This window comes from Flavobacterium bizetiae, from assembly GCF_902804475.1.
In the GTDB taxonomy this organism is placed as follows: Bacteria; Bacteroidota; Bacteroidia; order Flavobacteriales; family Flavobacteriaceae; genus Flavobacterium; species Flavobacterium bizetiae.
In genome coordinates this window covers 40,794-60,619 of the sequence record NZ_CADCSU010000189.1, presented here as the reverse complement: position 1 = coordinate 60,619, position 19,826 = coordinate 40,794, and the positions used below count along the sequence as shown (strand labels likewise).

The window sequence follows — 19,826 nt, the reverse complement described above, 5'->3', positions numbered from 1 at the left end:
GGCGGGGCTCACCTCTTCCCATCCCGAACAGAGTAGTTAAGCCCGCCTGCGCAGATGGTACTGCAGTTATGTGGGAGAGTATGTCGTCGCCTTTCTTTTGAAAACCCTGTTTCTAACCAAACGGGGTTTTTTATTCTAACTTTTTGCTTACTGGTTTAAGTAAATAAGGTACCTTAGCTCAGATGGTAGAGCAATGGACTGAAAATCCATGTGTCCCTGGTTCGATCCCTGGAGGTACCACATCATTGCTCGGATGGTGAAATTGGTAGACACGCTGGACTTAAAATCCAGTGAACAGCAATGTTCGTGCGGGTTCAAGTCCCGCTCTGAGTACTAAAAACTTCAATTGGCTAATTGCTAATTGAAGTTTTTTTTTGCACTTAAATGAAAGATCTTGATCTTATTTTATGAGTTAAAAAATCAGATTGAACTGTTTTTACCGCAAAGATCATAAAGGATTTTTTTTGAATCGTTTTTCTGCATTCTAAAGCTGCGTGAATATTATGTGGCTTCCTTTTTTTAGTTTTTACCTAGAATTTGTTTTTTTATCCCCAAACCTAGATTGGAATTTATTGAAGTGTTAGATTGCGTTAGGGATGGAAGCGGTATCCTTTTGCGAGAAACTAAACTTCTGGCAAAGCCAAACCCTAAAACCTCTCTCGCAAAAGATTTAGCGGACAGCCCGGCCCGAAGGGAAACGCCCAAAAATCTCATATTTGAAAATAAATTATTTTAGTTTTGAAATAAAGGCTTATTTTTAATCCTAAATCTATTTTAATCATGAGAAAATTAAGTCTATTTGTTTTTTTATTTTGTGTTTCGATTTGTAATGCACAAAAACAAGACGTGCAAAAAACTATTGAGATTTTTTTCGAAGGTTTTCATCAAAAAGATACAGTAAAAATACAATCAGTTTGTTCTACTACAATTATTTTACAGTCGATTAGTGAAAGTGCAGCTAAGGGGAATAAATTATCTGATGAAACAGCAAAGGAATTTTATAAATCCATTGCATCAATTCCTTCGTCTATTAAATTTCAGGAGAAAATACTAAGTTACAACATTCAAATAGATGGGAGTATGGCTCATGTTTGGGCGCCTTATGAATTTTATTTGAATGATAAATTAAGTCACTCAGGAGTAAATACCTTTACTTTGTTTAAGGAGAAGGACATTTGGAAGATTATTTATATCATAGATACCAGAAAGAAGTAATAGTTGCTAAATAACTTCTGTCAGGTAATAATGACAAATATCGGCTAATAAACATTCTTCGCATTTTGGCTTTGGCCTGCAAATTTCTCTTCCTAAAAAGGAAATTGCCATTCCGATTTCAGACCAAATAGATTTCGGTAATACCTGCATGAGATCTTTTTCGACTTTATTTCCGTCTTTACTTTCTTTTATAATACCAATTCTTGGCGCTACGCGTATCACATGCAAATCGGCAATAATACCTTCTGCGGGTTGTCCGGTTTCTCTTAAAATTACATTTGCTGATTTTCTGCCAATTCCTTTTAATGCTGTTAATCCCTGCATGGTTAAAGGAATATCTTCATCATTTTTAATGATTTTAGCAATTTCCAATAGCCAATTGGCTTTTGTGGGATAATTTCGAACTTTACTGATGTAGGGGATAAAATCTTCGACATCAGCTTTAGAAAAAGTTTTTAAAGTTGGAAATTTTTCAAATAGAGCTGGAGCAATTTTATTGATATTAGCATCAGAATCCTGAGCGGATAAAACTACCATAACTAATAATTGATAGGTATTATGATACTCCAACGGATGTTTTTTTCCTTTGTATTTCTTTAAAATAGGCTTTAATTTAGCTTCCCAATCTGATGTTTCTCCAAATAAATCCATTTTTTTCTTTTTAAATTAAAACTTTAAAAATATAACTCTCACAAAATTAAGTAGTTTTGGTGAAATCTATGATTTTTTTTATAACATTTTGATTTCCAAGTATTTTTCTGTGACCTAAACCTTCGGTTAAAAATAAATTACCATTATGTAAATGTTTATGAATATGAATTCCGGCTTCTACAGAAACTTCCGGATCGTCTTTGTCATGAATTACCAAAACAGGAATTTGAATCTTTTGAGCTGCTCTGTAAGCTGAAAAATCATCCATCTTTACCTGATATTGATTTTCGAAATGCTCACGTAATCTATTACTGATTTCGCTTTGTAAACCCAATTTAGAAACGAATTCTTCGAGAATATCATGAACGATATCTCCACTTCCAATAATAATGGCTTTTTTTACTTCTAAACCGTCTTTAATTGCATTTAAGACCGACATACCGCCTAATGAATGCCCGATAGCAATTTCGAAAGGACCATATTGTTTTTCTATTTCTAAAATCGAAGCGATAAATTCAGACATTATAGTTGTTTTTCCTTCAGATTTTCCGTGTGCCGGCGCATCGAAGCTTACTGTTGAATAGCCGTTTTGCAAAAGTTCATCGGCTATTTTAAATAACTGAGTTCCGCGGCCGGACCAACCATGAACCAATAGTATTTTACGCTCACTTTTTCCGTATTCGTAAGTAGTAATGTTTTTATGAATCGCAGGTACGAATAACGTTTTCTTAGTGCTTTTTTGATCCATCTCAAGTTCGCGTTTTGGAACTTTGTGTTTTATAGGTGTTGTAAAAAGCTTTGCTGCAAATGAAGTGACCAATTTGGGTGAGATAAAAGCGAGTAATTTGCTGGATAATATGATAACCTGTGGAATTTTTAAAGATTGAGTAGGATTTGTCGCCTTTTTTGCCATATCAATAAATTTTTTCTGAAGCCTTAATTTTACTTATTTTTTCCTAAATTTAGGAAACATAAAAGTAGCATTTTAATATATGCTTATTAAAAAAAATAATTCACAATAGTTTATAAATTTCTATATGGAAATATTTCATATCAGTGCTGAGTGTTATCCTATGGCAAAAGTTGGTGGTTTGGCTGACGTTGTAGGCGCTTTGCCAAAATATCAGACGAATGCAGGTCATCAGGTTCGTGTTGTTGTTCCTTGTTACGATACGAAGTTTAAAAATGAAAATAATTTTGAATGTGTTCACTGGGGGACGGTAAAACTTGGAAATTTTGATTTTCCGTTTAGTGTCTTAAAAGAAACAACAGATAAACTGGGCTATGAATTGTATCTGATTGAAATTAAGGAATTATTTGATCGACCAAATATTTACGGATATGAGGATGATATAGAACGTTTCTTCTCTTTTCAGATAGCCACTCTGGATTGGATTACAGCACGCAAAACGGTTCCGGATGTTATTAATTGTCATGACCATCATACGGGATTAATTCCGTTTTTGGTAAAATATGCTTATAAGTATGAGAAATTAAGACCTGTAAGAACAGTAATTACGATTCATAACGGATTATATCAGGGATGGTTTGGTTTTGATCAGTTGCATTATTTACCAGAATTTGATTTAATTCATGTTGGCTTTTTAGAATGGAACAATTCTCTTAATTCATTGGCAGTAGGTGTAAAATGTGCACATGCTGTAACTACCGTTTCACCAAGTTATTTAAACGAAATTAACATTGCAGCAAATGGTCTGGAATCTTTATTTAATTCGGTTAGGGATAAATCAAGAGGTATTTTGAACGGCATTGATTTTGAAGTATGGAATCCGGCAAAGGATCAAATGATTACAGAGAATTATGCTATAGATACTTTAGAAATTGGTAAACAAAAAAATAAAGAAAAGCTGTGCGAACAATTTGATTTAGATCCTGAAAAGCCATTATTTAGTTTTATCGGTCGTTTGTTTGAAGAAAAAGGAGGGGACTTATTGCCTCAGGCTTCCGCTTTAGCCTTATCTGAGAATTTTGAAAATATCAATATCCTGATTTTAGGATCTGGAAATGCACAAATAGAAGAACAATTGCTTCAATTACGAAATGATTATAATGGCAATTACAATGTATTTATTGGTTATAATGAAGAGTTGGCGCATTTAATTTATGCCGGCTCAGAATATATTTTAATGCCTTCACGAGTTGAACCTTGTGGACTGAACCAAATGTATGCTCTTCGATACGGTGCGGTGCCTATCGTGAGGAGAACTGGCGGTTTACGTGATACAGTAATTGATTTTGGAGATAACGGAAACGGAATCTGTCATGATCAGGCATCTGTAGGAGATATTTGTTATTCTATAAATCGTGCCGTGAAATTGTACGATGATAAAATAAGTTTTAATGCAATAAGAAAGACAGGAATGGCAATTGATCATTCCTGGGAAAGAGTTTGTCAAGAATATATTGAAGTATACAACCTAATAATTGAGAAAAATGAAGTTTAAAAAGAAAAATGTAGTTGCTATTATTTTAGGAGGAGGACAAGGATCACGTTTGTTTCCGTTAACAGAAACCAGATCAAAACCAGCAGTGCCAATTGGTGGAAAATACCGATTAGTAGATATTCCTATTTCAAATTGTATCAATTCTGATATTTTTAAAATATTTGTCTTGACGCAGTTTAATTCAGCTTCTTTAAATGCGCATATCAAAAACACTTTCAATTTTAGTATCTTCAGTCAGTCATTTGTAGATATTTTAGCGGCAGAGCAAACTCCGGATAATCCAACCTGGTTTCAGGGAACTGCAGATGCTGTTCGTCAGTGTATGTCGCATTTTTTAAAGCACGATTTTGATCATGCCTTAATTCTTTCGGGCGATCAGTTGTATCAAATGGATTTTAACGAAATGCTGGAAGCTCATATCGCAGCCGAAGCAGAAATTTCGATAGCTACTTTACCTGTAAATGCAAAAGACGCTCCTGAATTTGGAATCTTAAAAACATGTCACGAAAGTTTTGTAGAAGCTTTTATTGAAAAGCCTGACGCATCACTTTTACCGGAATGGGAATCTGAAGTAAGTGAACATATGCAGGAGAAAGGTAAAAAGTATCTGGCCTCAATGGGAATTTATATTTTTAACCGTCAATTGTTAGAAGATTTGATGGCAGATCCTGAAACAAAGGATTTTGGTAAAGAAATTATTCCGCAGGCTGTTGGTAAACATAAAATTTTGAGTTACCAATACGAAGGCTATTGGACAGATATTGGAAATATTGAATCCTTTTTTGAAGCCAACATTGGTTTAACGGCAGATATTCCTGAGTTTAATTTATTTGATAATGATAATAAAATTTTTACGAGACCAAGGTTATTACCGCCATCAAAATTTAGAAATTCGAACATCAATCAATCCTTAATTTCTGAAGGTTGTATTATTAATGCTAAAGAAATTAAAAGTTCTGTAATTGGTATTCGCTCCAGAATAGGTGTTGGTACTGTACTTGAGAATTGCTATGTAATGGGGAACGATTTTTATCAGGATCTTGATGAGATGAATCACGAAAGCAGTATCAATAAGATTCACGTAGGAATAGGTGAAAATTGCTTTATAAAGAATGTTTTGGTAGATAAAAATGTTCGCATAGGAAATAATGTTCACATTAATGGGGGCAAGCATTTAGATAATTTTACAAACGAATTATATAGTATAAAAGACGGTATTGTGGTTATTAAAAAAGGAGTTGTTCTTTCTGATAATTTTAGAATAGAATAAACTGGAAATATTTAAATCTCAAATTCCAAATTCCAAATTGCTTCGCCCGTTCGCTAACGCTCGGGTTCAAATTTCAATTATAAAAGCCAAATATGACTAAAGTTATCACGCATTCTCTTTTTACTGATTTTGATATTGATTTATTCAAAGCAGGAAAACACTTCAAATTATATGAAAAATTAGGAGCACATTTAGTTGAAGTTAACGGAGTAAAAGGCGTTTACTTTGCAGTTTGGGCACCAACGGCTCAATCTGTTTCTGTTGTTGGTGATTTTAATTACTGGACACAAGGAGAGCATTTATTGCAGGTTCGCTGGGATTCTTCAGGAATATGGGAAGGTTTTATTCCAGATGTTACCAAAGGAGCACTTTATAAGTATAAAATTCAATCGAATATAAACGGAATCGTAACTGAAAAAGCAGATCCTTTTTCGCTGTATTGCGAAAAACCACCTCATACAGCATCAGTTGTGTGGGATCTGGATTATAATTGGAAGGACGAAAAATGGATGCAATCACGTCAGGATAATAATGGTTTAGACAAACCTTATTCTGTTTATGAAGTTCATTTAGGCTCATGGAAACGTGGCGAAAACAATCGCTTTTTGACTTATCTCGAGCTTGCTGATGATTTGGTTAATTATGTAAAAGAAACAGGTTTTACTCACGTAGAATTCATGCCTGTGATGGAATATCCGTACGATCCATCTTGGGGATATCAACTTACAGGATATTTTGCACCAACTTCCCGTTTTGGGAAACCGCAGGATTTTATGGTTTTGGTCGATAAATTACACCAGGCTGGTATTGGGGTTATTTTAGATTGGGTTCCGTCACATTTTCCTGATGATGCACATGGTTTAGGTTTCTTTGATGGTTCACATTTATACGAACATCCGGATCGCAGAAAAGGATATCATCCGGACTGGAAAAGTCTCGTTTTTAATTACGGACGTAATGAAGTTCGTGCATTTTTAATAAGTAATGCCGTTTTTTGGTTGCAACATTATCATGCGGATGGTTTACGAGTTGATGCTGTAGCTTCGATGTTGTATCTTGATTATTCGAGAGAAGAAGGCGAGTGGGAACCTAATATTTATGGAGGAAGAGAAAATCTGGACACGATTAGTTTTCTTAAAGAATTTAATGAAGTAATCTACGCTAATTTTGATGGAGTTCAAACTATTGCCGAAGAAAGTACTTCCTTCCCGATGGTTTCGAGACCTACTTTTACAGGAGGTTTAGGTTTTGGAATGAAGTGGATGATGGGATGGATGCACGATACCTTGAAATATTTCCAGAAAGAAACGGTATATCGAAAATACCATCAGAATGATTTGACGTTTTCGATGACGTATGCTTTTACGGAGAATTTTATGCTTCCGTTCTCGCATGACGAAGTAGTTTATGGAAAAAAATCTATTGCCAATAAAATGCCTGGCGACGAATGGCAGAAATTTGCGAATTTAAGATTATTGTATGGTTATATGTTTACACATCCCGGAACAAAATTGCTTTTTATGGGTTCTGAATTTGGACAAAGTAACGAATGGAATTTCGAGAATAGTCTGGATTGGCATTTACTTCAATACGATTATCATTCCGGCATTAAAAAAGTAATTACAGATTTGAATAATTTGTACAAAACACGTCCTGCCTTATATGAAAAGCAGTTTACAGGAGAAGGTTTCGAGTGGATTAATTATTCGGATCATCAAAATGCGGTATTGTCTTATATTCGAAAAGGGAATAATCCAAAGGACGATCTGGTTGTCGTTTGTAATTTCACGCAAGTGATACGAGAAAAATATAGAATAGGAATTCCGAGGAAAGGTAAATTACAAGAAGTCTTTAATAGTGACGCCAGTATTTATGGAGGAAGCGGAGTAACCAATTCCGGTATTTTAAAAATTGAATCTTCAGCATACGATGGCAGAGATTTTTCGGTAGAATTAATTTTACCACCTTTAAGTGTAACGGTATATTCTTTTGTATAAAAAAGCAACAATTATTTTCTTCAATATTAATTTATCAATTTAAGGTTTTTAAATTATCGAATTACTTGTTTTTAGAGCTGTAATTTGACACTCGTTCAGAAAAAACGTTTTCGTGAATAAACCTTATATTGATAGTCGTTTATATGCTTTTTTTGTATGTTTGAAAGAGAGTTAACGTTATTATAATTAATTCATTTAGCGATATGATTACAAATACATCATTAGAATATAAAGGCGATTTATATCCGTCAAAAATTGTTTCATTTGAACATGAAGGCGATTCGATTTTTTTCAATACAGATAATAAAGTAATCTTAAAAGTCACTATTCTTAGAGACAGTTTAATTCGGTTTCGCTTTACCACAAAAGGTTATTTTAGTAATGATTTCTCGTATGCAATTGATAAAACGCAATTGCACGGTTATAATTTTTTAGAACTTACAGAAGAGGAAACTTATTTCCAGATAAGAACGAGTAAAGTAAAATGTAAAATTCAGAAAGCAGATCTTCGCTTGTCTATTTATGATTTAAACGATCTTTTGATTCTTGAGGACGAACTTGGTTTTCATTGGGAAGAAAGTTATGAATATGGTGGGAATATCGTAAAAATGAGTAAATCTTCAAAAGATGGAGAATGTTTTTACGGACTTGGAGACAAAGCGACTCAAATGAACTTAAAAGGCAAAAGATTAGAAAATTTTGCTACCGATCAATATGCTTATCAAAAAGATCAGGAACCATTATATAAGGTAGTTCCGTTTTATATTGGTTTGCACAACAAACAATCTTACGGTATTTTCTTCGATAATACTTTTAGAACTTTCTTTGATTTTTGTCAGGAAAGACGAAACGTTTCAAGCTTTTGGGCAGAAGGCGGTGAAATGAATTATTATTTCATTTACGGACCTCAAATGCAAGATGTTGTGACAACATATACCGATTTAACCGGTAAGCCAGAACTACCGCCACTTTGGGTTTTAGGATACCACCAATGTAAATGGAGTTATTATCCGGAAAGTAAAGTCAAAGAAATTACATCAAAATTCAGGGAACTAAAAATTCCGTGCGATGCCATTTATCTGGATATTGATTATATGGAAGGATTTCGATGTTTTACCTGGAATAAAAACTATTTTCCTGATCCAAAACGAATGGTTGCGGAATTAGCTGAAGACGGTTTTAAAACTATCGTAATCATCGATCCGGGAATTAAAATCGATAAAGATTACTGGGTTTATCAGGAAGCTTTAGAAAAAGATTATTTCTGTAAAAGAGCTGATGGACCCTATATGAAAGGTAAAGTTTGGCCCGGAGAATGTAATTTTCCGGATTATACAAATCCCGTAGTTAGAGAATGGTGGGCAGGTTTATTTAAAGAATTAATTTCAGATATTGGTGTAAAAGGCGTTTGGAATGATATGAACGAACCAGCAGTAATGGAGGTTCCGAATAAAACATTCCCAATGGATGTTCGTCACGTTTACGACGGAAATCCTTGTAGCCATAGAAAAGCACATAATATTTACGGTACACAAATGGCGCGCGCCACCTATCACGGTGTCAAAAGATTTACATATCCTAAACGTCCGTTTGTTATTACCAGATCAGCATATTCAGGAGCTCAACGTTATACATCGTCATGGACAGGAGATAACGTAGCGACTTGGGAACACTTATGGATTGCTAATATTCAGGTACAAAGAATGAGTATTTCCGGAATGGGTTTTACCGGTTCTGATATTGGTGGTTTTGCAGAACAGCCAACAGGCGAACTTTACGCACGTTGGATACAATTAGGTGTTTTTCATCCGTTTTGCAGAACGCATTCTTCCGGAGATCACGGCAATCAGGAACCATGGGCTTTTGATGAAGAAGTAATCAATATCACCCGAAAATTTGTGAGCTTGCGTTATCAGTTATTGCCTTATTTGTACACCATGTTTTGGCAATATATCGAGGAAGGAATTCCGATGCTGAAACCATTGGTTTATTATGATCAGGAAGATACTCAAACCCATTATAGAAACGATGAATTCATCTTCGGAAATCAAATATTAGTATGTCCGATACTTGAACCTAATGCTGTAGGTAGACGTATGTATATTCCAAGAGGTGAGTGGTATAACTATTGGACAAATGAATTCTCAACAGGTGGAAGAGAAGTATGGATTGATACAAAATTTGATGAAATTCCGGTGTTTGTAAAAGCAGGCGCTATAATTCCAAAATACCCGGTTCAGCAATATGTGGGCGAACTTGAATTTGATGAATTGACACTTGATTTATATTTTAAGAACGGAAAAGAAAAGTCTGTTGTTTATGAAGATGCTCAGGACGGTTATGATTATAAAAAAGGACGTTACAGTTTCTTATCTTTTAGAACGATTGGAAAAGAAAAAGAGCTAATTGTTCAGCTTCATAAAGAAGGAAAGTACCATACTCCTTATTCAAAATATAAAATTAACTTAATCGGACTTCCTTTTAAAGTAACAGAAATTGAAATTGATAATGAAAAAATAGCTTTTGATAAAATTGCTTTTGAAGAAAATCATTTCTTAATTGTTGATAAAGAGTTCAGTGAGCTTCATATTAGTGGCGAATAAGTAAATTCTGATAAAAATTTAAGTAATTATATAAAACAAAAAATAATTATAATTGTATTTTTGTGTGTGTTAAAAATTTAAATATCATGAAAAAACATTTATTATCGGGGATTATTACAGCTGTATTAGTTGTTGGCTGCGCAACTAACCCTGTTACAGGAAAGAAAAATTTAAACTTCGTTTCGAATGCTGAATTGTTTCCGTCGTCTTTTCAACAATATAGTACTTTTATAGCAGAGAATAAAGTTATAACAGGAACTGCAGATGCTAGATTGGTAGAAACTGTTGGTGGAAAAATTAAAAAAGCGGCAGAAAAATATTTAACTTATTTGGGACAAGGTGAATATTTAGCAGATTACCGTTGGGAATACAAACTGGTAGACAATAAAGAAGTGAATGCCTGGTGTATGCCCGGAGGTAAAATTGTAGTTTACTCGGGAATCTTGCCGGTAACACAAAATGAATCTGGTCTTGCTACCGTTATGGGACATGAAGTTTCTCACGCCTTAGCGAATCACGGTGCACAAAGAATGAGCGCTGCACAATTGCAACAAATTGGAGGAGCTGCTTTAGGAGCTGCAACTAGCGGAAAATCTGAATCGACTCAACAAATTTTTGCTCAGGCTTACGGCCTTGGATCAGAAGTAGGAGTAATGCTTCCGTTTAGCAGAAGTAATGAAACTGAAGCAGATAAAATAGGCTTGACACTTATGGCAATTGCGGGTTATAACCCAGATGATGCCATTGCATTCTGGACAAGAATGTCGGCAAAATCAGGAGGGGCATCTCAACCGGAATTTATGAGTACACACCCATCTGACGCAACAAGAATTGCGAATTTGAAGTCATTGATTCCTGAGGCAAAAGCTACCGCATTAAAAGTAGGTATCATTAGATAAAAACAAATTACTTAAAAAAATAATTAAAAGCTATTCATCGCGGTGAATGGCTTTTTTTATGAAAAAATACTACTTTAAATTGTTCATAATTTATTAATACACGATTTGTCGAATTTCTATTTGATTATGATAAAAAATAGATAAATTCGTAACCTGTTAACAAAACCATTTCTATGAAAGATTTACAAAAAGGAGATAAAAAACTATTAAACGCCTGGGCTTTTTATGATTGGGCAAATTCGGTTTACACACTTACCATCGCATCAGCAGTATTTCCTATTTTTTATGAAGCTTTATTTTCTGAACGTGATCATTATATAGATGTTTTTGGCATGCACTTAAAAAATTCGGCTTTGATTAGTTTTATCACAGCTACGGCATTTTTAGTCGTTTCTTTTATATCTCCTTTATTATCGGGAATTGCAGATTATGTTGGAAACAAAAAAGCTTTCATGAAGTTTTTCTGTTATTTGGGAGCTTTATCGTGTATGGGTTTATACTGGTTTGATCTTGATAATATTTATGTAGGTTTATTGTTTTATTTTCTTGGTTTATTAGGATATTGGGGAAGTTTGGTTTTCTACAACTCCTATTTACCAGATATTGCATTTGAAGAACAACAAGATAGAATTAGTGCCAAAGGATATTCTTTAGGTTATATTGGAAGTGTAATCTTATTGATTATCAATCTGGCGATGATTATGAAACCAAAACTTTTTGGAATCACGGGAACAGATGGAGAAGCTGCAATGAAAGCAATGCGATATTCATTTGTAATGGTGGGAGTTTGGTGGATTTTATTTAGCCAGTATACCTATTATTATTTACCAAAAGGAAGAAAAGAAACGGGTGAGAAATTAACAAAATCTGTTGTTTTTAATGGTTTTAAAGAACTTAAGAAGGTTTGGTTATTATTAAAAGAAAATATTCCGTTAAAAAGATATTTAGGCGGATTTTTTGTCTCAAGTATGGCAGTGCAAACAGTTATGCTTGTAGCGACATATTTTGGAGCTCAGGAAATTCAATGGTCAACAAAAGAAGAAGGAACTATTGGATTAATTATTTGCATTTTAATAATACAATTGGTAGCTGTTGTTGGAGCTGTTTTAACCTCAAGAGCTTCTGCGAAATTCGGAAATATTCCCACTTTAATAGTCATTAATATCATTTGGGCAGTGTTTTGTGCTCTCGCTTTCTTTATAACTTTACCAATGCATTTTTATGTAATGGCGACTGTTGCAGGATTTGTAATGGGAGGAATTCAGGCTTTGTCACGTTCAACCTATTCAAAATTATTACCGGAAACAGAAGATACAGCTTCATTTTTTAGTTTTTATGATGTAGCAGAAAAAATAGGAATTGTAATCGGGATGTGTGTTTACGGTATTATCGATCAGATCACCGGAAGTCCTCGTGCAGCAATTGTAATTTTAGGAGTTTTCTTTGTAATAGCTATTTTCCTATTGAGAAGAATACCAAAAAAGGCACTTTAAATTAATAAAGTGCCTTTCGGGGGATTTTTAATTTGTTCTAAAATAGAACAAATTGATTTGATTGATGATCGTATTTTCTCTAAGTTGTTTTAGTTACGCTTTTGATATACTTCCTGAACCCGAAACTTTTACATCTCTTTTTTCAGGATTTCCTGTGTATTTAATATCGCCAGAACCTGCTATTCTTGCTGTTAAGCTTTCTGCGCAGTTAACGCGGCTGTTGCCAGATCCTGAAACATTTGCATCAACATTTTTTGCTTTTAAATTTGAAGCTTCGATATTTCCTGATCCTGCAAGTTTGGTAGTTAAGCTATCTGAGCTTCCTTTTAGACGTATATTTCCTGAACCGCTTAAATTCAATTCTAAATCATTTGAATTTACGTCTAAATCAAAGTTTCCTGAACCCGCGAGTTTTGCTACAAACTTATCCGTTTTGATCGCGTTTTTAGACTGAACATTTCCTGAACCTGATAAACTTACTTCTGATATTTTTTCGAAAGGAACTGTAACTTCAATTTTTTTACCCAAACTAGGTCTAATATTGCTGCCTCTTTCAACATAAATCTTTAGTACATTGTTTTCAACTTCAACTTTTATAGCCGCCACTAGATTTTCTTCTCCTTTAATAATTATTTTGCCTTCTTTTCCGGCTACTAAATCCACGTTAAATGACCCGGCAACTTTTACCGCATCGTAATCTGCTGTAGTTCTGGTTTCAGAAATAACATTTCCGTTTCCTTTAATTTTATTATTAGACCACTGCGCATTTGTAATAGAGCTTACTAATAATGCACTAAAAACGAATATTTTAAAAGTGTTTTTCATTGTTTTGATTGTTAAATTGTTGTTTTTGATTGATTTATGATTTTATTATCTTTTAGTTAGAATCACGTTTCCGTAACTAGAGTTAATAATGACTTTATTTTGGCCTTTTTTCTTATTATAACCACTTATTCTTTTTGTGTTGCTTTTAATCTCGCTCACTAAAACTTCTAATGAGCTATCATTTTTGATACTTCCGTATCTTGTATTAATATCAAAGTCAAAAGAATAATTTGCGTCATAACCTAAAGAAATATTGGTGTATCCAGTATTGATATTAACGTTCTTTGACTTTTCACTCATTGAATCTACGTTTATTTTAGAGTAGGTAGCATCAACACTTAGGCTATTTAATATTTCTGCGACAGATATTGTTACATAATTACTGCTGCCAATAAGTGAATTTATTTTTTGAAATTTAAAACTGCCGTAATTTCCCTTGCATTTAATGTTCTGACCTTCCAGTAATGATACATCTGTATAATTTGCATCTAAATTTAAGTTTCCTGACTCATTTATTTTTATTCCGGAATAACGTGCTTCAATGTTTCCATTTTTAATGTAGTCAATGCTTGAGTTCTGACTGTATCCAATTTCTATTCTATTACTGTCACCATTAAGTTTGCCCAATATAATCTTGCCATATTTACACGCAATATCAGTAGTAGACTCTAACGTCAGAGTAGTAATATTTCCGTATTTATTATTCAGTTTTACGGTTCCGTTTTTTGGAATTTTTATCACATAGTTAATTTCAAAACTATTGCTGCTTCCTCGGCTTTTTAGTGAAGAATTTCCAATATTAGTAATGGCCGTAACCATAGATTTAAGCGCATTAATATCGACATCGATACTATTTAATCTTTCGTTCACCCAGTTTTCATTCCCGCCAGAAACTTTAATGGTAATATCCAGATCAATTTTATTCTCGTCCCAGGTACTTACCGTGATATTGCCATATTTGTTTTCAATATCAATTCCTGCATTAGAATTTACTATAAAGGTTTTTTTTATGTTTTTTTCTTTAGAAATAAAAGTATCATCATTTGAAAATCCTAAAAAAGGAATCAAAATGAATAAAATAAGTATGTTATAATGTTTTTTCATCAGTTGTATTTTTAAATTTTTCGTTTTCTTCAATTCTCTGTAAAACCGTTTGCAAAAATGAGATTCGGGTTTGCAGGTTACTGATCATAGCGTAAATAATTTGTTTGTTTTCGCCATTCTTTTGAACTTCCTTTAGAATTTTGGTGTAATCAGCATCAAAAACTTTCATTTGTTTCAAAGCATCATTAATAATTTGCTCATTCTCAGGCGAACTTTTTTCTTTTAATTTAACTAGCTCATTATCAATTAAAATACTGAAAATAGAATCGGTTCGTTTGGTTTCTTTAGAAGCAAATTTAAATTCTTTAGGCTTTTCGTTATTGTTATAGAATAAAGACACACCCAGCAACACCACGATAGATGCAGCGATTGCCCAAACAGCGTAATTCTTTTTCTTAGGTTGTTTTTTATTGAGTTTGTTTAAGAAATCAACCTGATGATCAGCATTCATCCTTTTTACATCCCACTGATTCTCAAATTTTTCAAATAATTGATCTAAATCGTCATTTTCCTTTTTCATATATCTAATATTTATTTTTTAGTGGTGAGTCTGTTATCGCTTTACTGATCTGTGCGCACAAATTTGTTGTTAGTGATTTCATATCTCCTCTAATTTTTTTCGTAAACTCTCTTTTGCTCTACTTAACGTCGTTCGGCAGTTGGCATAACTAATATTTAAAATTTCGCTAATCTCTTCCTGATCATAACCTTCAATATAAAAAAGGGTCAAAACCATACGGTAATTATCTTTTAAGCTTAAAATTGTATCTAAAACCTGTTTCACTTTTAGTGAATTCAAATCTATATTTTCAGAAAAAAAACTTTCGCCATCTTCTGTTTTATACAATGTCTTGCTCAAATCTTCGACCTGAAAAGCATTATTCTTTTTATAAAAATCAATACTATAATTGACAATTATTTTCTTTAACCATGCTCCAAAAGCCACTTCTTGTTTATAGTCGTTTATTTTTGTAAAAGCCTTAAGGAAACCTTCTTGCATGACGTCTTGTGCAAAATGTTCATCTTTTACGATACGGTAGGCCACATTATACATGACTTTACTGTAACGATTGTAAACTTCGAATTGTGCCTTTTGATTGTTTTCTTTACAAAGCGCGATTAATTCTTCGATATTTTGGTTAGTTATACTCAAGTAATGATTGCTAGTTTTTTATAAGGACGGTGCTTTTTTTGGTTTGTTACACTTTTGCTAAAAATAATTTTATTTTTTTTGATAATAGCCACAATAATCGGGTGTATAAAAAAAAATATAAATTGAAATAATATTCTATGTAAGATTTTTATTTTATAAAATATATATTTGTACTCAAAAATAAACAAGTATGAAAAAAATCAATATTTTATTTCTTTTGCTTTTGGCAGAAGCGATATCATTTAGTTCATGTACCAAAGATTTTGAGGACGGACTTAATTACAATGGATTTAATAATGGTAATGAAGGAACTGGTGGCGTTGTGCAATCTGGCACTTTTAAAGCAACAGTTGGAGGCCAATCTTTTGTTGCTAATACTTCTAGTGCCATTGTAACAAATGATTTTGTACTTATTGCAGGAATTAGAACATCTAATAAAGATTTAATTCAAATCACTTTACCAAGTAACAAAGTAGGAACGTACAATTGGGCAAATAGTAAAGATCAAGGCGATAAATTCGTACTGTCTTATGGTTCAGTAGATTCTGAAAATCCGTTTATAAGTGCATCAAACGAAGTTGCAGAATTTTTTGGAGTGACAAACTACACTGATACAGCAATTGTTACCATTACAGCAGTAGATAAAACTAAAAAAACAATTTCAGGAACATTTCAATTTACAGGTTTCAGAGATATAGGTGATGATAAAACCGAAACAAAGGTAATTACGAATGGTTCTTTTACGAATATACCTTATACAGAAAATGCGCCTGTAATAGAATCTGATGGTTTTTTAAAAGCAAAAATTGACGGAGTTGACTTCGTTCAGGACAAAATTGATGTTGCTGCTGTAAGCTCAAGTGGTACTTATCCTTATTACAGTATAGTAGGAGTAAAGGACGGAGAGAGAGACAATAGTATACTTATAGGAGTTAGCAAATCGTATGCTGTTGGGACTTATCAGGCTTCGAGCGCTATATTAAATGGCGGAGGAGACGGTCCTGTAAATGTCGCTAATTCATCTTGTATATTAGATGATCTTATATATACTACCGAATCAGGTTCGCTAACCATTACTTCAAAAACAGCAACTAAAATAGAAGGTACTTTTAATTTTGTTGTTAGTAATTTTACTACTGGAAAGAAAAAAACAATTTCAGGCTCTTTCGGTATAAATACAGAAGATTTGTAATAATAAAAATAGTAAAGACATTAAATCCACCTTTGGGTGGATTTTTTTTTGGTAATGCAATTTGATTTTACTAGATTGGCTCACTAAATCGATAATCTATTGCCCATTTTGGCATAGTGATTGTCTATTTTAACAATCTATCTTGTAAATGAAGCGCTTAGTATGTTTTTATTACAAACTAATTAATCTAAGAGTGTAATTGCGGATAGAATTAAACTTTTAATGACAAAACGACTTATATATTATTATGTCAAATCATAAAATACTCACTATTGACAATCTGTCACTTCAAGAATTTGATTCAGAAGCAGAATTGATTCCATTATTAACTCCGGAAGACGAAGAGGAAATGAACAATGAAGAGCTTCCGCTTTCATTGCCAATTTTACCTTTACGTAATACTGTTTTATTCCCGGGAGTTGTTATTCCAATTTCTGCAGGAAGGGACAAATCGATTAAATTAATAAACGATGCTAATGCGGGTGGAAAAATCATTGGAGTAGTTTCTCAAATTAATGAAGAAGATGAAGATCCATCTAAAGATGATATTCATAAAATAGGAACTGTTGCAAGAATTTTACGCGTTTTAAAGATGCCTGACGGAAACGTTACGGTTATTTTGCAAGGAAAGAAACGTTTTGAGATTGATGAAGTTACTTCAGAAGATCCGTACATTACTGCAACAATAAAAGAAGTTTCAGAAGAACGTCCAGAAGAAAACGATACTGAATTTACGGCGATTTTAGATTCTGTTAAAGAATTGGCTATCCAGATTATAAAAGAAAGTCCAAACATTCCTTCAGAAGCTACTTTTGCGATTAAAAACATTGAAAGCCAATCGTTTTTAATCAATTTCGTTTCTTCGAATATGAATCTTTCGGTAAAAGAAAAACAAGGTTTATTATCGATAAACGGATTAAAAGAAAGGGCGCTTGAAACCTTACGTTATATGAACGTAGAGTTGCAAAAATTAGAACTAAAGAATGACATTCAGTCAAAAGTTCGTTTTGATTTAGATCAGCAACAACGTGAATATTTTCTTCATCAGCAAATGAAAACCATTCAGGAAGAATTGGGTGGCGTTTCGCAAGAGGAGGAAATGGACGAAATGGGATTGAAAGCGAAAACCAAAAAATGGGACGAAAAAACGCAGAAACATTTCGAAAAAGAGTTGTCTAAAATGCGTAGAATGAACCCACAATCACCAGATTTTGGAATTCAGCGTAACTATTTAGAATTATTTTTAGAATTGCCTTGGGGTGAATATTCTAAAGATAAATTCGATTTAAAACATGCTCAGAAAATATTAGATAAAGATCATTTTGGACTTGAAGAAGTTAAGAAAAGAATGATCGAGCATTTGGCGGTATTAAAACTTCGTAACGATATGAAGTCTCCAATTATATGTTTAACAGGACCTCCGGGAGTTGGTAAAACATCTATTGGACGTTCAGTTGCAGAAGCTTTAGGACGTGAATATGTGCGTATTTCATTAGGTGGTTTACGTGATGAAGCGGAGATTCGCGGACACAGAAAGACTTATATTGGTGCAATGCCAGGAAGAATTATTCAGAGTTTAAAGAAAGCAGGAACATCAAATCCTGTCTTTATTTTAGATGAAATCGATAAATTGTCAAGCGGAAATAGTGGAGATCCATCTTCAGCTTTATTAGAAGTGTTAGATCCGGAGCAAAACAATGCTTTCTATGATAATTTCCTTGAAATGGGTTACGACTTATCGAAAGTAATGTTTATTGCGACTTCAAACAATATGGCAAGTATTCAGCCAGCGTTGCGTGACAGAATGGAAGTAATCAAAATGTCAGGTTATACAATTGAAGAAAAAGTAGAAATTGCAAAAAGACACCTTTTTCCTAAACAATTAGAAGCACACGGTTTAACGGCTAAGGATTTAACAATTGGTAAAAAACAATTAGAAAAAATCGTAGAAGGATATACACGTGAATCTGGTGTTCGTAACTTAGAAACTAAAATTGCTCAGGTCATTCGTAACGCAGCAAAATCTGTAGCGATGGAAGAAGAGTATAATAAAAAAGTAACTGACGAGGATATCATTAAAGTTTTGGGTGTGCCAAGATTAGAGCGTGATAAATACGAAAATAATGATATCGCAGGAGTTGTGACAGGTTTAGCCTGGGCAAGTGTTGGTGGAGATATTTTATTTATTGAGTCGTTAATTTCCGAAGGTAAAGGTTCATTGACCATTACAGGAAATTTAGGTACCGTAATGAAAGAGTCTGCTACAATTGCGTTAGAATACATTAAAGCAAACGCGAAGAAATTAGGTCTAGATGTTTCTTTGTTTCAAAAGTACAATATTCACTTACACGTTCCGGAAGGAGCAACGCCTAAAGACGGTCCAAGTGCTGGTATAGCAATGTTAACTTCTTTGGTTTCTTTGCTGACTCAAAAGAAAGTTAAGAAAAGCTTAGCTATGACAGGTGAAATTACGCTTCGCGGAAAAGTTTTACCAGTAGGTGGGATTAAAGAAAAAATCTTAGCAGCAAAAAGAGCTAATATTAAAGAAATCATTTTATGTCACGAAAACAAAAGTGATATTGACGAAATAAAAGCAGAATATTTAGAAGGTCTGACTTTTCATTACGTAAAAGAAATGAGCGAAGTTCTGGCTTTAGCTTTGACAGATCAAAACGTTAAGAACGCAAAAACTTTAAAATAAAATTTTTAAAAGTTAAATTCCAATATTTTTTAAATTCCAAATTCCAATTTGACAACTCAGTTTTGGGTTTGGAATTCTTTTTTTAATTGGAATTTGGAATTTAAATATTGGAATTTCCTCGTAAAGTATTGGAATTTGGAATTTAAAAGATTGGAATTTCCTCTAAAGTCCGAGCTTAGAATTTTTTTATTGGTAATTTAAATTTATTTATTTTTTATCAGTTATATAATTTTATCTTCGCAGTTGCGTTATTCCCAT

Annotated in this window: 15 protein-coding genes, 2 tRNA genes and 1 rRNA gene; 12 read left to right on the top strand and 6 right to left on the bottom strand. The window is 33.3% G+C overall.

Features of this window, described 5'->3' with window-relative positions; translation table 11 throughout:
- The 4 genes from rrf to FLACOL7796_RS23210 all read left to right on the top strand — a co-directional run.
- Positions 1 to 95, top strand: a 5S ribosomal RNA gene (gene rrf, locus FLACOL7796_RS23225); the annotation flags it as partial.
- A gap of 72 nt (positions 96 to 167) precedes the next feature.
- A tRNA-Phe gene (locus tag FLACOL7796_RS23220) sits at positions 168 to 240 on the top strand.
- Positions 241 to 247: 7 nt separating this feature from the next.
- A tRNA-Leu gene (locus FLACOL7796_RS23215) sits at positions 248 to 333 on the top strand.
- 447 nt (positions 334 to 780) lie between these two features.
- Positions 781 to 1,215 (top strand): nuclear transport factor 2 family protein, encoded by a 435-nt coding sequence (locus FLACOL7796_RS23210; RefSeq protein ID WP_173973151.1) that lies wholly within the window; start codon positions 781 to 783, stop codon positions 1,213 to 1,215.
- A 6-nt stretch (positions 1,216 to 1,221) separates the two neighbouring features.
- Here FLACOL7796_RS23210 and FLACOL7796_RS23205 read toward each other — a convergent pair whose 3' ends face one another.
- Entirely contained in the window at positions 1,222 to 1,866 is a 645-nt protein-coding gene (locus tag FLACOL7796_RS23205; protein WP_173973150.1) for an endonuclease III domain-containing protein, read from the bottom strand.
- A gap of 46 nt (positions 1,867 to 1,912) precedes the next feature.
- A complete protein-coding gene (locus FLACOL7796_RS23200) occupies positions 1,913 to 2,779 on the bottom strand; it encodes an alpha/beta hydrolase (RefSeq protein WP_173973149.1) in 867 nt (288 codons plus the stop codon).
- A 124-nt stretch (positions 2,780 to 2,903) separates the two neighbouring features.
- Between FLACOL7796_RS23200 and FLACOL7796_RS23195 the strand changes: the two genes are divergently transcribed.
- From FLACOL7796_RS23195 to FLACOL7796_RS23170, 6 genes are all read left to right on the top strand, one after another.
- Positions 2,904 to 4,331 (top strand): glycogen synthase, encoded by a 1,428-nt coding sequence (locus FLACOL7796_RS23195; RefSeq protein ID WP_173973148.1) that lies wholly within the window; start codon positions 2,904 to 2,906, stop codon positions 4,329 to 4,331.
- Complete coding sequence (locus FLACOL7796_RS23190) at positions 4,321 to 5,601, top strand: glucose-1-phosphate adenylyltransferase (protein ID WP_173973147.1); 1,281 nt, start codon at positions 4,321 to 4,323, stop codon at positions 5,599 to 5,601. Before FLACOL7796_RS23195 ends, FLACOL7796_RS23190 begins: the two co-directional genes overlap by 11 nt.
- 92 nt (positions 5,602 to 5,693) lie before the next feature.
- On the top strand, positions 5,694 to 7,598 hold the full coding sequence (gene glgB, locus FLACOL7796_RS23185) for a 1,4-alpha-glucan branching protein GlgB (RefSeq protein WP_173973146.1): 1,905 nt from the start codon (positions 5,694 to 5,696) through the stop codon (positions 7,596 to 7,598).
- Between the two features lie 203 nt (positions 7,599 to 7,801).
- Entirely contained in the window at positions 7,802 to 10,201 is a 2,400-nt protein-coding gene (locus FLACOL7796_RS23180; protein WP_173973145.1) for a glycoside hydrolase family 31 protein, read from the top strand.
- Positions 10,202 to 10,287: 86 nt separating this feature from the next.
- Complete coding sequence (locus FLACOL7796_RS23175; protein WP_173973144.1) at positions 10,288 to 11,100, top strand: M48 family metallopeptidase; 813 nt, start codon at positions 10,288 to 10,290, stop codon at positions 11,098 to 11,100.
- Positions 11,101 to 11,273: 173 nt separating this feature from the next.
- Positions 11,274 to 12,593: an MFS transporter gene (locus FLACOL7796_RS23170; RefSeq protein WP_173973143.1), complete on the top strand. Its 1,320-nt coding sequence runs from the start codon at positions 11,274 to 11,276 to the stop codon at positions 12,591 to 12,593.
- A 93-nt stretch (positions 12,594 to 12,686) separates the two neighbouring features.
- Here FLACOL7796_RS23170 and FLACOL7796_RS23165 read toward each other — a convergent pair whose 3' ends face one another.
- The 4 genes from FLACOL7796_RS23165 to FLACOL7796_RS23150 form a co-directional block, all read right to left on the bottom strand.
- Entirely contained in the window at positions 12,687 to 13,418 is a 732-nt protein-coding gene (locus tag FLACOL7796_RS23165) for a head GIN domain-containing protein (RefSeq protein WP_173973142.1), read from the bottom strand.
- A 45-nt stretch (positions 13,419 to 13,463) separates the two neighbouring features.
- Positions 13,464 to 14,522, bottom strand: a complete 1,059-nt coding sequence (locus tag FLACOL7796_RS23160; RefSeq protein ID WP_173973141.1) for a DUF4097 family beta strand repeat-containing protein — start codon at positions 14,520 to 14,522, stop codon at positions 13,464 to 13,466.
- A complete protein-coding gene (locus FLACOL7796_RS23155; RefSeq protein WP_173973140.1) occupies positions 14,506 to 15,042 on the bottom strand; it encodes an anti-sigma factor in 537 nt (178 codons plus the stop codon). Before FLACOL7796_RS23155 ends, FLACOL7796_RS23160 begins: the two co-directional genes overlap by 17 nt.
- A gap of 78 nt (positions 15,043 to 15,120) precedes the next feature.
- On the bottom strand, positions 15,121 to 15,675 hold the full coding sequence (locus FLACOL7796_RS23150; RefSeq protein ID WP_173973139.1) for an RNA polymerase sigma factor: 555 nt from the start codon (positions 15,673 to 15,675) through the stop codon (positions 15,121 to 15,123).
- 190 nt (positions 15,676 to 15,865) lie between these two features.
- Here FLACOL7796_RS23150 and FLACOL7796_RS23145 point away from each other — a divergent pair, with 190 nt between their 5' ends.
- Together FLACOL7796_RS23145 and lon are read left to right on the top strand one after the other, a co-directional pair.
- On the top strand, positions 15,866 to 16,867 hold the full coding sequence (locus tag FLACOL7796_RS23145; protein ID WP_173973138.1) for a DUF6252 family protein: 1,002 nt from the start codon (positions 15,866 to 15,868) through the stop codon (positions 16,865 to 16,867).
- A gap of 247 nt (positions 16,868 to 17,114) precedes the next feature.
- The gene (lon, locus tag FLACOL7796_RS23140; protein ID WP_173973137.1) at positions 17,115 to 19,568 is read left to right on the top strand and encodes an endopeptidase La; all 2,454 of its coding nucleotides are present in this window, start codon (positions 17,115 to 17,117) and stop codon (positions 19,566 to 19,568) included.
- Positions 19,569 to 19,826: the final 258 nt, after the last annotated feature.